This is a genomic window from Rosistilla carotiformis (genome assembly GCF_007753095.1).
Lineage (GTDB): Bacteria > Planctomycetota > Planctomycetia > Pirellulales > Pirellulaceae > Rosistilla > Rosistilla carotiformis.
Map to the genome: position 1 here is coordinate 6,960,531 of NZ_CP036348.1, position 14,400 is coordinate 6,974,930.

A 14,400-nucleotide genomic window follows, 5' to 3' on the forward strand; every position below is an offset into this window, starting at 1 on the left:
CCGATCGTGGTTAACGCATGCAATCGCCGACACGCGGTTGACGCAGCGATGCGGCCAAGCGTTTTCGCATGACCGCGGATTGACTTATCGACTGGAACTTTCGGATCGAACCCGACCCAACGTCGCCTTCATTTTATCCACGCGCTGTGGATGTTGATCGGCGAGATTCTTTTGTTCCCCCAGATCGGCACGTAGATTGTACAGTTGAGCCTGGGGGGCGACACCCACCTCGGTGTTGGTGTTCTTATTGATCGCTGGCCCCCTACCTGGCTCCAAATATTTCCAGTCTCCCTGCCGCAACGACAACGTGCGTGCCTGCTGGACCAAATGGTCGCGTCCCTGGGAATCCTCGCCCAGCAAAGCGGCCATTAGATTGTGACTGTCGGGCCCAGCCTCCGCAGCCAACGTCTGCCCCGTTAGCGTGGCAAACGAATGCAGCAGATCGATCTGGCAGACCAACGCGTCGCTGGTTTGATTTGCTTTAACTTTCGCGGGCCACCGCAACACAAACGGCACCCGCGTTCCGCCTTCAAAGCTGCTGTATTTGCCACCCCGCAACGGGCCCGCGGGTTGATGATCCCCCAGCTTCTCCGCCGCTTCGTCTTGGTAGCCATCATCGACGACCGGACCGTTGTCGCTTGTGAACAACACGATTGTATTGTCCGTCAAATTCAATCGATCCAGTGCCGCCAGGATCTCGCCGGTACACCAATCGGTCTGCGCGATCGCGTCGCCGCGCGGTCCCATCGCCGTCGTGCCGACAAATCGCGGATGCGGGACACGTGGGACATGGATGTCGTGCAGTGAGAAGAACAGGAAAAACGGATCGTCTTTGTTCTCTTCGATATACGCAACCGCTTTGGATGTGATCCGATCGGCCATCTCTTCATCAACCCAACGAGCGCGATGGCCCCCGGTCATATAGCCAATCCGGCTGATCCCGTTGACGATCGTGCGATCGTGGCCATGGCTGGGATGCATCTTCAGCAGGTCCGGGTTCTCCGCCCCTGTTGGTTCATTGCCCACCTTCGTTTTAAAACTGACATGGATGGGATCGTCCGGATCGAGATCGACGACGTGATGATTTTCAACGTAGACACAGGGGACGCGATCGCCGGTGGCCGGGATCAGGAAACAGTAATCGAATCCAATCTCCAACGGCCCCGGGGCAATCTTGCCATTCCAATCGGCCCCTTCTGCCGGTCCCAATCCAAGATGCCATTTGCCGACGACACCGGTCTTGTAGCCGGCGTCGTGCAACATCGAAGCGAGCGTCACGCGACCGGGTTGAATGATCGCCGACGCGTCCCCCTTGGCGATCCCCGTTCCCTGCTGACGCCATGCGTACTGGCCCGTCAACATCGCATACCGCGACGGAGTGCAAGTGGCCGCCGGAGCGTGCCCGTCGGTGAACCGGATCCCTTCGCTGGCGATCCGATCGATATGAGGAGTCGCCACGGCGGTCGCACCGTAGCAGCTTGTGTCACCGTAGCCGAGATCGTCGGCATAGATCAGAACGATATTGGGATGGGACGTCTGGGAAACTGCGTTATTCGTTAACGCAACCAACAGACCGATCGACAACCAAGCGGTGAGGGATTTGGACATACAACACAACTTACAAGACGAGGAAATAACGAGCATGGGCGGCTCGTCCATTGTAGTTGGTATCAACCCACAAGGTAGTAACCCGCGAGCCCGCTTCTATCGCCGATGGAACCTTTCCCACGAGACGGCCGGGATTCCCCACCAATGGCCCCGTCGACGGATCTCGATCGATTGAGGCACCCTACGGCATGACCTGCAACCGGTAGATGACCACTTCGCCGTAGGCGTCGGTGGCGTCCCCTTTGCTGGGATTCGATTGGGTGTAGCAGCCGGCTTTGAAGTAGCATCCCGATCGCGAGACCTGCCAATCCATCTTCAGCTCCTCTTCATACCAAACCTTCACGCGCCCGCCGCCAGCTTGGATCTTTAAATCGAAGGGCGTTCCTCGTTGGTATTTGCGGTCGAGCATCACCGTCTCCATCGCATTGCGTTCGACGAACAGCTTGGTTCCTTCAAGACGGATCATGATCAGATCGTCTTGAGCGTCGTGGATCTGAGCGCAGACGACGTGCTTCTTTTTTGTTGGCGTCTTCGTGATCGCGACGCGCATCGTCATCGTATGGAGCGTTTGCCCGGCGGTGCTCCAGTCGGCATCCTCTCGGCCGCGATCGATCATCTGCCGCAGTTCGCTGCGAGGGAATTTCGAACCCCTTGTTGTGGCGCCGCCGCAATGGGCGCGAAAGACGATCCCGTCGCCCCCCTCGTTGACGAAGAAGTATCGCGGATCGACAAACGTCTTGAGCTCGGGCGAAACGATCTCATCCGCCTTCCCCGAATCATCGGCATCGATGGGGAGTGTCAGTTTCCAGTTCGACAGGTCCAGAAGTTTCCCCGGCGGATCGGCAGCGGCCAGCGAAGCGGGGATCGCCAGAGCGAAGAACATTACAACAAATCGGGGCATGGTCCGTTCCAGGTAACATCGTTTGTGAGCTGCATCGACAGTGAATTTGCCCAGAACGTATTGTACGTGTGACGCGATGTGTCGCTGATGAAAAATGTCCTATTCGAGATACTTTGGATCGTATTGGACGCCCGCCTTGGCCAGCAGTTCTTTCAATTCATCGAGCGATGATTTCTTATGGTGATGAGCGGCTTGATGCTCGATGTATTTCGCGACTCCGGGGCAGGCATCGGGACTGAGTGAGAAGATCGCGTATCCCTCCTGCCATGCAAAGGGAGCGAATTTGATTTCTTTGTGAACCCACAGCGTGGCGGCACTTTTTGTTTCTCGGACCAAGTCGGCGGGGCAGTGCGTTGTTTTGCAGCCGACTAGCATGTCGACATGATCCGATACGCCGCCGATTTTCAGCGGCACCGCCTCGAGTCCTTTGAGTGTCCCGCCGAGATAAGCGTGAAATTGGTGGACCCACGCATCATCGATCCATGGTTTGCGATGTTTGGTGGAAAAGATGATGTGGAAGTGGATGCAATGGTAAGTCGACATGCGCGTTCTCTCCGAAGACATGTTCGTTCGAATCGGGAGCAAAGCCCCGGTTGGGTCGGGATGTTAGGAACGCGTGCAACAATCCCAACGTGCGCGGAACAATCCCGAAGGGATTTTGGATGGTACTCAAGGCCCCAGCGCACACGACGTTCCCGAAGGGACCGTAGAAGGTAGCCGGAAGTCGTCGCGCAGCGGCGGCCTCCGGTACGCGGGAACCCCAACGCGCGACGCTCCCGCAGGGAGCGCAGCCCCATCCCGTCGGGATTCGGTGGCGGTTGGCGATTTTTGCCACAGAGAACTCAGAGGCCACCGAGGATTGGATCCGCTCTGCTTGCTCTGTGGCAAACAACGTTCCCGAAGGGACCCGCAGAAGGTAGCCGGAGGTCGTCGCTAAGCGGCGGCCTCCGGAAAGCAAGAGCCCCAACTCGCGATGATCCCGAAGGGATCGCAAATCCATCCCTGCGGGATTCGGTGGCGGTTGGCGATTTTTGCCACAGAGAACTCAGAGGCCACCGAGGATTGGATCCGCTCTGCTTGCTCTGTGGCAAACAACGTTCCCGAAGGGACCGCAGATGGTAGCCGGAGGTCGTCGCGAAGCGGCGGCCTCCGGAAACGCGATGATCCCGAAGGGATCGCAAATCCATCCCGTCGGGATTCGGTGGCGGTTGGCGATTTTTGCCACAGAGAACCCAGAGGCCACCGAGGATTGGATTCGCTCTGCTTGCTCTGTGGCACACGACGCTCCCGAAGGGACCGTAGAAGGTAGCCGGAAGTCGTCGCTAAGCGGCGGCCTCCGGTACGCGACGACCCCAACGCGCGACGCTCCCGCAGGGAGCGCAAATCCATCCCGTTGGGATTCGGTGGCGGTTGGCGATTTTTGCCACAGAGAACTCAGAGGCCACCGAGGATTGGATCCGCTCTGCTTGCTCTGTGGCAAACAACGTTCCCGAAGGGACCGCAGATGGTAGCCGGAGGTCGTCGCGAAGCGGCGGCCTCCGGAATGCAAGGCCCTAATGCGCGATGATCCCGAAGGGATCGCAGACGAATGTGCGCCCCCGCCGGGGGCGGCGATCGATTACGTGAACGGTACCGGTGGTATTCGCTGCGCTCAAACCACCGGCTACCGTATGCGATCCCTGCGCGATCTTGCCCACGGTTCGGCTGAAGCCTCGACTCCTGCGACGCAGCCACAATGAATGAAAAGTACCCTGAGCGGGACTCGAACCCACGACCTACGCTTTAGGAAAGCGTTGCTCTATCCAACTGAGCTACCAGGGCGGTTGATGGGGCTGATTATCGCTTCCCTTGTCGCGTTGGTAAACGGTGCCTGAGGATGAATTTCCAAATCGTTGTGGGCGATTGGGAGAGGGGTTTAGGCTAGAATTGGAGCGGTAAATCGGTGGCGTTGGCTGCCGCCGACTTCTCGCTCCTCGCTGGATGCTCGTCATGTCTTCGCCTTCAATCACCTACTCTTTCTGCCTGGGGATGCTGCTGTTCGCATCGCCCGCCTTGGCTCGCACCTGGATCGATAGCACGGGAGCTTACAAGATCGAAGCCGATTTTGTTGGCTTCGACGGCACGACCGTGGAACTTAAAAAGGCCGATGGTTCGATCTCTCGACTGCCGATCGGACGCTTGAGCCAACGCGATCAGGTGTGGGTTCGGGCGGAGATGAAACGGCAGACCATGCCGACCGATGAGCCGGCGGCTTCGGCAGCGGAAGCTCTGGCGTCGACCGATTGGCCCGGCTGGCGCGGTCCGCAGCGCGATGGGATCTCGCGCGAACAGGGGCTGTTGAAAGAATGGCCCAGCGGCGGACCGCCTCTTCTGTGGTCTTCGCGCGGACTCGGCAACGGGTTTTCCTCTTTGGCGATCGCCGGCGACAAGATCTACACGATGGGAAAAAAAGGTGGCCAGGTTCAATTGGTCTGCGCTAGCCGCGACGACGGGACGGTGATCTGGGAAACGCCGGTCGGCGACGGCAGCGATCCCAATTGCACGCCGACGTTGGATGTCGAAGCCGGTCTGGTCTACGGACTCTCGCATGCCGGAGACTTGCTGTGCGCGTCGGCGACCGACGGCGCTGTCGTTTGGCGAAAGAACTTTCCCAATGATTTCGGCGGCCGGATGATGTCGATGTGGGGTTACAGCGAATCGCCGTTGATCGATGGCGATCGACTGATCTGCACTCCCGGCAGCGATCGGGCGGTGATGGCAGCTCTCGATAAAAAGACAGGGGATGTGATCTGGCAGACGCCGATGCAAGAGGGAACGGCGGGGTACGCGTCGCCGGTAATCAGCCACGCCGGCGGGATCAAACAATATGTCAATCTGGTCGGCAAGGGATTGATCGGCATTCGCGCCGCCGATGGCGAGCCATTGTGGCACTACCCTCGCGTTGCAAACACCACTGCCAATGTGCCGACACCGCTTGTCGATGGGAATTTTGTCTTCTGTTCCAGCGGGTATGGCGACGGTGGCAGCGCGCTGTTGGAACTGAAGAAACAGGGGCGGACGATCCGGTATCGCGAAGTCTATTATAAGGACAACCGCACGCTGCAGAATCATCACGGCGGGATGATCCTGATCGATGGCAAGATCTACATGGGGCATGGCCACAACCAAGGCTTTCCCCGCTGTGTCGATCTGCGCAGCGGACGGACGGTTTGGGGCGAGGGACAACGCGGACCGGGCAAAGGGTCGGCGGCGATCGTGGCGGCCGATGGGCATTTGATCTTTCGCTACGAAGATGGCGTCGTGGCTTTGATCGAAGCGAATCCCGGCGGCTACCAATTAAAGGGAGAGTTCAAGCCGGCGTCGGTCAACGGCAAAGCTTGGGCGCATCCGGTGATCGCGGGCAAACGGTTGTATCTGCGCGATCAAGACGAACTCCACTGTTACGACATCGGTGCGGGATCATAAAAGAGTGGATGGAAAGATGCGGGGTTTCAGGCAGGGAAAAGACCTGCGCGATCGCATCGGTATGGGAGTATAAACGGATGGATGGAAAGGAATCGACGGCCAGCGGTGTCTGGCGGATCTTGGACGCGTCGTTGAATCGGGCCAGCGAAGGGCTGCGGACGATCGAGGAGTACGCGCGGTTTGTGCTCGGCGATCCGCAGTTGTCCGAACAGTTGAAACAGCTGCGCCATCAGACAGCTACCGCAGCGGAGGGCTTGCCGCGTTCGCAGCTGTTGGCCGCTCGCGACACGCCCGGCGATGTCGGCACCGCGATCGAAACGCCTACCGAAACCGAGCGTGTCGACGCGTTAGCGGTGGCGATCGCCGCTGCGGCTCGCGTGCAACAATCGCTGCGTTGCCTGGAGGAGTACGGCAAGATTGTCGACAGCGGGATCGGCCGCGCGTTCGAAGCCTGCCGCTACCGCTCGTACACGCTGTTTGCGACGCTGGAACAATTGAGTCAACGGCGCGATCGGTTGGCCGATTGCCAGCTGTATGTGCTGGTCGACGGCGGCGATTCGATCGAAGCGATGACCGCGACGATCGCAGAGCTTGCGGAGGCGGGAGCCGATTTGATCCAGTTGCGCGATAAGCGGTTGAACGATCGCGAACTGTATGAACACGCCGCGGCAGCTGCGGCGACGCTGAGGCCCAGCCGATGTCTGTTCATCGTCAACGATCGCCCCGACATCGCCGCAGCGGTGCATGCCGACGGCGTGCACGTTGGCCAAGACGAACTGCCCGCTACGGTTGTCCGTCAGATCATCGGTCCCGAAAGATTATTGGGCGTGTCGACGCACTGCGTGGCGCAGGTCGAGCAAGCGGTTTCCGATGGAGCGGACTACATCGGTTGTGGGCCGACCTTTCCGTCGGGAACGAAGTCATTCGAAGCGTTTCCCGGAACCGATTTCCTGCGAGATGCAGCGTTAACGACCACGCTGCCTGCGTTTGCGATCGGCGGGATCGGGGTGGAAAACCTGGAACATGTGCTCGACGCGGGATTTTCGCGCGTTGCCGTGGCGGGAGCGATCACGCGGAGCGAGTCGCCAGCGGCGATGGTGGCGGAACTAAAACAACGCCTGCTGCGGCAGGACGAAGCAACAAATAGGTGAACGTGTCGATGAAGTTTTCGAGCCGAGGAGCTGTTGGTTTGTTGTCGGCGATGCTGTTGATCTTGGTTGTCGGCATCGGCGGGGCTGCGTCGGGGCCCACTGCGGACGACGCGGCGATCGATAGCACGCAGTGCACGATCGAGTGCAACGACGTGGGGGAGAGCAGTGGGGTGGCGGCGTCGTGGCGGCACGAGGGGATCTTGTGGACGCATAACGATTCGGGCGATTCGCCGCGATTGTTTGCGATGGACCAGCAGGGGCGTCACCGCCACGAGGTCGAGATCTCGGGTGCCAAGCACATCGATTGGGAGGACATCGCGTCGTATGCGTTGGACGGCCAACCGCAACTGATGATCGCCGACGTCGGCGACAACGCGCGGCGGCGGAAAGAAGTCGTCTGCTATCGCGTGAATGAACCCAATTTGGACAGCAAGCGGGTCGAGGTCGCTCAGATCTGGCGAATCCAATACCCCGACGGGCCGCGCGATTGCGAAGCGGTGGCTGTCGATGTCCGGGAGCGGGTGATCCTGTTGGCGTGCAAGGTGAGAAACTTTGCCGCGGAGGTTTACAGCGTTCCGTTGGAGACAGGGCGGAAGGATGCGCAGGTGACGGCGACACGGGTGGGGACGATCGGGATGCCGATGATCACCGCGATGGATATCGATCCGCGCGACGGGCGGGTCGTAGTCGCATCGTATGTCGACGCGATGATCTTTCCGCGGAAACAGGTTGCTGGCGGCGGGAAGGTCGATTGGGAAGCGACCTTCGCTCAAACGCCGACGCTGTTGCGGACGCCTTGGCGTCGCCAGGGGGAAGCGATCTGCTTCGACCGCCACGACGATGCTGTCTGGCTGACGAGCGAAAAGAAGCCGGCGCCACTGATCCGCGTCGCGATCCCTCGCTAGCGGACGGCAGTTAAAAAAAAAGCAACGGTCCTCGCTTAAACACAATGCCGTTCAACGAACGGCATTGTGGACGAGGCTACGAGTCCTTTTGCATCCATCAGACCCAATCGCTGGGACTCGTAACCTCGTCCACTACATCCCGCCGCTAATCCTTGCGACGGATCGACGCTCCTTTTCGTTGCCCGAGCGAGTACGAGCACGATGATTGAATCGTGCGTTCGGGGATCTAGCTGGCCAGTCGCCGCTTAGTCCAGTCCGCCGGTGCCCGCCAATCGCTGCGGCGGCTAGGATTGTGAATATTCAAAGGTGACGGGTTCGCGACCAACGTCAGTTAACCTACCTTCAGCACGCGGTTTATCCACTGATTGCTTGCCGCCACCCGACCAATCCAACGAGCGCAACGATGTCCCAATACGAAGTCGAACTGAAATTCCCGGTCGCCGATCTGGCGGCGCTTCGCACGCAATTGATCGATCGCGGGGCGCGGCCGCTGGGGATCCAACAGCATCGCGATACCTATTACAACCATCCCTGCCGAGATTTTGCTCAGACGCACGAGGCGCTGCGGATCCGCCGCGTCGATGATCAGCCGATGATCACCTACAAAGGGGCCAAGCTGGATAGTCCGGTGAAGACCCGGATCGAGCTGGAGTGGGCGTTGGGAGCGGGGGATGCCGATGGTTCGAACACCGAAGCGTTGTTGGTTCATCTGGGATTCCGCCGCGTCGCCGAGGTCGCTAAGCAGCGAGAGTCGTTTGCGGTTCAGCCGGAGGCGCCGTCGAGCGAGTTGACGGTGACGTTGGACGATGTGCAGCGGGTCGGCACGTATGCGGAGATCGAATGCATCGCCGAAGCCGACGGGATCGAGCGGGCTCAGGAATATGTCCAAGCGTTCGCCGAATCGTTGGGCTTGCAGAATCCCGAAAAACGAAGCTATCTGCGGATGCTGCTGCAAGCCGACGCCTAGGTCCTCTCGCGGCGGAGCGCAGTGGCAGCCAAGGATCGCCCAGGGCAAACCGAGGAGCGATCCCCCTTTGTTCGTTTTGGCTGCCGCGGTTTAAACTGCTAACGGTTCCGCAAATCGGCGGAACGTCCTGCCCAAATGGGGTCGCGCGATTCGACGCGACGCTCCGCATCCTTTCTCCCAGCCCCGGAATCCATCATCTCCGAGCTCATCGAAAGCTCCTCGGCCGCCAATGACGACGCAACCGATCCGCATCGGGAATCGTCTGCCGAAGACCGATCGTCCGCCGTAGCATCGAAGAACTTCATCGAATTGATGCTTTTTCAGGTGGTCTTGCGGGTCGGTTGGATCTTCAAGACCGAAAGCGTGATCATGCCGGCGGTGTTGGACTTTTTGGGAGGCAGCGGGATGCTGCGCGGCTTGCTGCCGCCGATCAACCGAATCTGCCAAAGCGTGCCAGCGTTGCTGTTGGCTGGGCCGATGCAAAAGGCCCCGCAGAAGAAGAACTGGTTGTGCGGATGCACGGTGTTGATGGCGATCTGTTTTGCGCTGCTAGCCGTTGGGTTTCGCCTGATGGATGCCCATCCCGTCGGGCTGCAGGTCTTTTTCATCGCCATCTACGCGATCTTCTTTGTCGCGACGGGGATGACGCAGGTGCTGTTTCATACGCTGCAGGGCAAATTGATTCCGGCGGGAGATCGCGGCCGTTTGCTGTTGGTGACGAATGTGGTTGGCGTGACTGCGGCGGTCGGGGCCGTTTGGATCTGCATGCCCGCTTGGGTAACGGCGGAAGGCGTCGAATTCCATTGGTTGTTTGCCACATCGTCGGTCGCCTTTTTTGTCGCTGCAGCCATCGCTTGGTGCGTCGATGAACCGGCTGTGATCGTGGAAACGCCCGCGGCGGTCAAAGGAATTCGGGCGCGGTATGCGGAAGCTGTCTTACCATTTCGCGAGGATTCCAATTTTCGGCGCCTCGCAATCGCAGCGGCCTTGTTTGGTTCGACGATCATGTTGTTTCCGCACTATCAATCGCTTGGCCGCGGCGGATTGCTGGGGGGCGATTTTCGCAGCCTGATGTGGTGGTTGATCGTGCAGAATTTGGGGACCGCGGCGTTCAGTATGGTCGTCGGGCCGTTAGCCGATCGTCGCGGCAACCGGATCGCGTTGCGATTGGGATTGATCGGCGTGACCGCAGCGCCGTTGTTGGCGATCGGATTGGTCTGGACCGAGATCGCGTGGGCATTCCCGATCGTCTTCGTGCTGGTTGGACTGACGCCGGTGCTGTTGCGATTGTTCATGAACTACACCTTGGAAGTCGCACCGAGCGACAAACATCCGTCGTATCTGGCGGCGATCAGCGTCGCCACGGGACTGCCGGTGCTCTGTTCTCCGGTTGTTGGAATGATGATCGATCGGATAGGTTTTTCGCCGGTGTTTATGATGATTTCGCTGTGTGGCGTCGCGGCGTGGTGGATTTCGGGACGACTGGAAGAGCCACGTTGTTCGGATCCTCATGGCGAGCGATGATAGTTCGCGTCGAAGCGCATGCGTCGATCGTGTGATGCGATCGGTTGTTGGTTTGGGTTGTTTGAAAATCGAGATTTTAAAGGTGGTATGGGGATGTTAGCCGAGCCGGGACGGACAGCTTACGACGTGAACTTTGGCCTGCTGGGATTTCCCGTTCGGATCTCGATCGGATTCTGGATCATGGCGCTCGTTTTTGGGTACGACCTGGTCTCGCAATTGTCGCAATTGTTTCCTGGCAGCCGGGGTCCGTTGTTGCTGTTGTGGATCTTTTCGGTCTTCGTATCGATCCTGGTTCATGAGCTCGGTCACGCCGTTGCGATGCGAATGTGCGGGCAGCAGGCATCGATCGTGCTGTATCACTTTGGCGGCTTAGCGATTCCGCAAAACGCGTATGGCGCGAGGTTTTCCAAAAAAAACAGCTCGAAAGCAGAAAAAATTTTTATCACCGCCGCGGGCCCGTTGGCCCAGTTGACACTGGCGGCAATCGTGATCGGAGTGGCCAGAGCACGCGACTTTGAAATTTTGTTGATGCCCGACTTTCTCTCCAGCGTGCCGAGCTTGGCAGGGGGACAACCCATCGATTCCCCGGGTATGTTTGGCTTGGTCAATTTCTTGGTCTGGCCCAGCGTGATGTGGGCGCTGCTGAACCTGATCCCGGTATATCCCCTTGATGGAGGCCAAATTGCCAAGGAAATCATTGAGCTTTTTGGCGGCACCCTCTACCACGCGATTGTCCTCTCGATGGGCTGTGCCCTGTTAATGGCCGCCTATGGGGTAATGTCGGGGCGCCTCTTCATGACCCTGTTGTTCGCGTCGTTAGCGTACAGCAACTACGAGATGTTAACCGGAGGTGGTTCGAGAGGCCGCTTTTGAACTCCGCAGCCGATCGCGGCAGACGCTGCGAAGCGTGTTTTTTTGGGGGCGGATCGAGGGCGGAAAAGTCGGTTTCCGACACGCTGTTTTTGTGGAAAAGATGTTGCATTAACTTGCAATGTTCGTACAGTTACGCACCAGAACGCCAGTCGTGGACTGCGTTTAGCGTCTTGAACGGTCAAGACGCATACACCATCACGGTGTTCAATTCGTCGGCGGGTGTGGCCGGTGTCGTTTCAACCATTCGACACAAGATCCCGCCGGGCATTCCCCAAGCGGAGGAAAACAGTGGCAAAGAAAAAAGCGACCAAGAAGAAGGTTACGAAGAAAGCAGTAGCCAAGAAGGCACCTGCCAAGAAAGCAACCGCCAAGAAGGCACCTGCGAAGAAAGCGGCTGCGAAGAAGGCCCCCGTAAAGAAGAAGGCAACTGCCAAGAAGGCCCCTGTAAAGAAGGCAACCGCCAAGAAGGCTCCTGTAAAGAAGGCTGCCGTCAAGAAAAAGACCACCAAGAAGGCTGCCGTCAAAAAGAAGGCTGCTGTCAAGAAAAAGACCACCAAGAAAAAGTCGTAGGCTACAACAGCCGTCGACCACTCAAGACGCTGTTCCGCTTCAAGTGCGGGACAGCGTTTTTTTTGTGCGCTCGCAGATCTTCCCGCCTTCTCGTCACGAAGCGACCTTCGCCGCTGTCGTCCGCGCCCCTGAGCCCTCGACGCCCTCATGCCGCGATCACCCGCTCACAGCTGAACCTCTTTCCATTTCCGCCCGCCCAGGCGACGCCCCTCGCAATCCACCTTCGCCGCGACCTCCCGAGACACTACGGTGAAATCGACACGATTCCGCCGCCCACCGGTACGGCTTGAGTATCGTCGAATGCCATGAGTCGACGGGGGGCAAGCCCGTCGCTCGGCCGCTCCAAACGATCACCGTCAGCTCGCCGACGTCCTCCCGCAAGCCCCACAACGAGGCCCTATCAAATGAGCCTTCTAATGGGCAGAGGCATGCCCAAATTCGCGACCTGCAATGCCCAAGCGATAGGCACCCGCCCCCTTACACGGTTGGCCTGAACGCTCCGTTAAGAAATTTTGAAATGTTTTACTCCTGCATTTTACAGCGGTTACGCCGTTTCGCCCCTAACGGCGGACCAAGATTGGCACGGCCGTTGCAATAAGGACCCAACGCTGACCTTGCTTGATCCGGTCGAGACCAACATGGCCCGGGCAAACAACGGAATCCAGGCGAGGGAATGTCAGCACAGTTTTAGGCGGCTGAGCGTTTCTGCCGTTTCAACGCAACGAGTCCTCAGAAAACAGAAGAGAATCATTTATGTCACAGGTTGGACGAATTTCAGGTTGGTCGCTTGCGATCATTGCTATTGGGTTGTTGGGGGTGAGTCTGTCACTTACGTCGGTTGCATTTGCGCAGGATGCGGAATCGGCGACCACGGAGGCCACAGAGGCTGCCGGCGTAAGTGACGCTCCGCCCGTCGAAGAAGAAGTGGTAGTTGAAGAAGAAGCCGAAGCGGGTTCGGAAGTTGGTTACGCGTTAGACAACGCGATCTTGTTCTTGTGTGCTGTTTTGGTTTTGTTCATGCAAGCTGGCTTCGCGATGGTCGAAGTGGGTTTGAATGCCGCCAAGAACACGATCAACATTCTTTACAAGAACGTGATGGACCTTTCGGTCGGTGCGTTGTTGTTCTTTGTGATCGGCTTTGGATTGATGTATCCAGGCAGCTACAAAGAAGATCCAAACCCTTATTTCGACTTTGGTGGCGTGGGAATCTACGCTCCTAGCGAAGGTCAAACCTTCAGCCCCGATGTCGATTGGTTCTTCCAAGCCGTCTTCGCAGCGACCGCTGCGACGATCGTATCGGGTGCGGTTGCCGGCCGTATGCAATTCAAGGCTTACTTGATCTACAGCGCGATCCTGACCGGAATCATTTACCCAATCAGCGGTTACTGGAAGTGGGGCGGCGGATGGCTGACCCAGTTCGATGGCGGATTGGCTTTCCAAGACTTCGCCGGATCGGCAGTCGTTCACGCTTGCGGCGGTTTCGCTGGCCTGGCCGGTGCGATCGTCCTGGGCCCACGCTTGGGACGTTTCTCAAGCGACGGAAAATCGGTTCCAATGCCTGGTCACAACATCGCTTTCGCAGCCCTGGGTGTCTTCATCCTGTGGGTTGGATGGTACGGATTTAACCCTGGTAGCCAATTGGCATTCCAATCGGCAGCCGACATCGACGCGACCACTTTCATCGCCGTCAACACAACCCTTTCGGCAGCCGCTGGTGTTGTCGCTGCAACGATCGTCAGCTGGATCATGTTCGGCAAGCCCGATCTTTCGATGAGCCTCAACGGTGCATTGGGTGGATTGGTTGGCATCACCGCTAACTGCGATTGCTTCAGCAACATGTGGGCGATCGTTATCGGTGCCGTCTCGGGTGTGATTGTTGTCGCCGCGATCGTCGCTTTGGACAAATTGAAGATCGACGATCCCGTCGGTGCCTTCCCGGTACACGGTGCGTGTGGAGTCTGGGGCTGCATGGCCATCGGATTCCTGCCAAACACTCACCTGGATGGTGGCTCGACAAGCTTCATGGTTCAGTTGATCGGTACTGCCGCGATCTGTGCATGGGCCTTTGTCACCATGATGATCCTGTTTGTGATCCTCAAGGGAATTGGCATCCTGCGTGCTTCGGCAGAAGAAGAAACCGCTGGTTTGGATATCTCCGAGCACGGAATGCACGCTTACCCAGCAGACAGCCTAGCCCCAGCGGCTGGCTAGTGTTCGCTCAAGTGTGGCGGTGAGCTTGCCTGGCTCACCGCCACTATTTGAATCTTCTCGGCTCTTGCCTGGGCCAGAGGATACCCCAATGGCCCGCGGTGGATGTCCGCCTCATTCACCCGGGCCGGGGTTTTTTCTATTCTTCTTGCCGCCGACCGATTGCGTCGGTTGGACGATTGCGACGCTCTCGCGATCGATGCGGCACATCGCTCTTTGCCGTGCTCA

Annotated in this window: 12 protein-coding genes and 1 tRNA gene; 9 read left to right on the top strand and 4 right to left on the bottom strand. The window is 58.5% G+C overall.

The genetic code is table 11. The features are described from left to right. Positions 1–84 precede the first annotated feature (84 nt). The 3 genes from Poly24_RS25070 to Poly24_RS25080 all read right to left on the bottom strand — a co-directional run bounded on the left by Poly24_RS25070 (position 85) and on the right by Poly24_RS25080 (position 3,052). Positions 85–1,608 (bottom strand): sulfatase family protein, encoded by a 1,524-nt coding sequence (locus Poly24_RS25070; RefSeq protein WP_145102045.1) that lies wholly within the window; start codon positions 1,606–1,608, stop codon positions 85–87. Between the two features lie 181 nt (positions 1,609–1,789). Then, on the bottom strand, positions 1,790–2,509 hold the full coding sequence (locus tag Poly24_RS25075; protein WP_231753341.1) for a polysaccharide lyase family 7 protein: 720 nt from the start codon (positions 2,507–2,509) through the stop codon (positions 1,790–1,792). Between the two features lie 99 nt (positions 2,510–2,608). Next, entirely contained in the window at positions 2,609–3,052 is a 444-nt protein-coding gene (locus Poly24_RS25080) for a transposase (protein WP_145102047.1), read from the bottom strand. A gap of 1,013 nt (positions 3,053–4,065) precedes the next feature. On the opposite strand from Poly24_RS25080, the gene Poly24_RS25085 reads away from it, so the two are divergent. After that, complete coding sequence (locus Poly24_RS25085; RefSeq protein WP_145102049.1) at positions 4,066–4,248, top strand: hypothetical protein; 183 nt, start codon at positions 4,066–4,068, stop codon at positions 4,246–4,248. An 8-nt stretch (positions 4,249–4,256) separates the two neighbouring features. On the opposite strand, the gene Poly24_RS25090 is transcribed toward Poly24_RS25085, so the two are convergent. Continuing rightward, positions 4,257–4,330: transfer RNA gene (locus Poly24_RS25090), tRNA-Arg, on the bottom strand. 168 nt (positions 4,331–4,498) lie between these two features. Between Poly24_RS25090 and Poly24_RS25095 the strand changes: the two genes are divergently transcribed. From Poly24_RS25095 to Poly24_RS25130, 8 genes are all read left to right on the top strand, one after another. Beyond that, entirely contained in the window at positions 4,499–5,974 is a 1,476-nt protein-coding gene (locus Poly24_RS25095; protein ID WP_197452161.1) for an outer membrane protein assembly factor BamB family protein, read from the top strand. Between the two features lie 77 nt (positions 5,975–6,051). Further along, positions 6,052–7,125, top strand: coding sequence for a thiamine phosphate synthase (locus Poly24_RS25100; protein ID WP_145102053.1), 1,074 nt, complete (start codon positions 6,052–6,054; stop codon positions 7,123–7,125). Between the two features lie 8 nt (positions 7,126–7,133). After that, positions 7,134–8,030, top strand: a complete 897-nt coding sequence (locus tag Poly24_RS25105) for a hypothetical protein (protein ID WP_145102055.1) — start codon at positions 7,134–7,136, stop codon at positions 8,028–8,030. Positions 8,031–8,433: 403 nt separating this feature from the next. Further along, entirely contained in the window at positions 8,434–8,997 is a 564-nt protein-coding gene (gene cyaB / locus Poly24_RS25110; protein WP_145102057.1) for a class IV adenylate cyclase, read from the top strand. 312 nt (positions 8,998–9,309) lie between these two features. After that, positions 9,310–10,521: an MFS transporter gene (locus Poly24_RS25115; RefSeq protein ID WP_197452162.1), complete on the top strand. Its 1,212-nt coding sequence runs from the start codon at positions 9,310–9,312 to the stop codon at positions 10,519–10,521. 18 nt (positions 10,522–10,539) lie between these two features. Then, on the top strand, positions 10,540–11,394 hold the full coding sequence (locus Poly24_RS25120) for a metalloprotease (protein WP_145102061.1): 855 nt from the start codon (positions 10,540–10,542) through the stop codon (positions 11,392–11,394). Between the two features lie 288 nt (positions 11,395–11,682). Next, positions 11,683–11,964: a hypothetical protein gene (locus Poly24_RS25125; RefSeq protein ID WP_145102063.1), complete on the top strand. Its 282-nt coding sequence runs from the start codon at positions 11,683–11,685 to the stop codon at positions 11,962–11,964. Positions 11,965–12,717: 753 nt separating this feature from the next. Further along, positions 12,718–14,175 (top strand): ammonium transporter, encoded by a 1,458-nt coding sequence (locus tag Poly24_RS25130; protein WP_231753342.1) that lies wholly within the window; start codon positions 12,718–12,720, stop codon positions 14,173–14,175. The last annotated feature ends 225 nt before the right edge of the window (positions 14,176–14,400 follow it).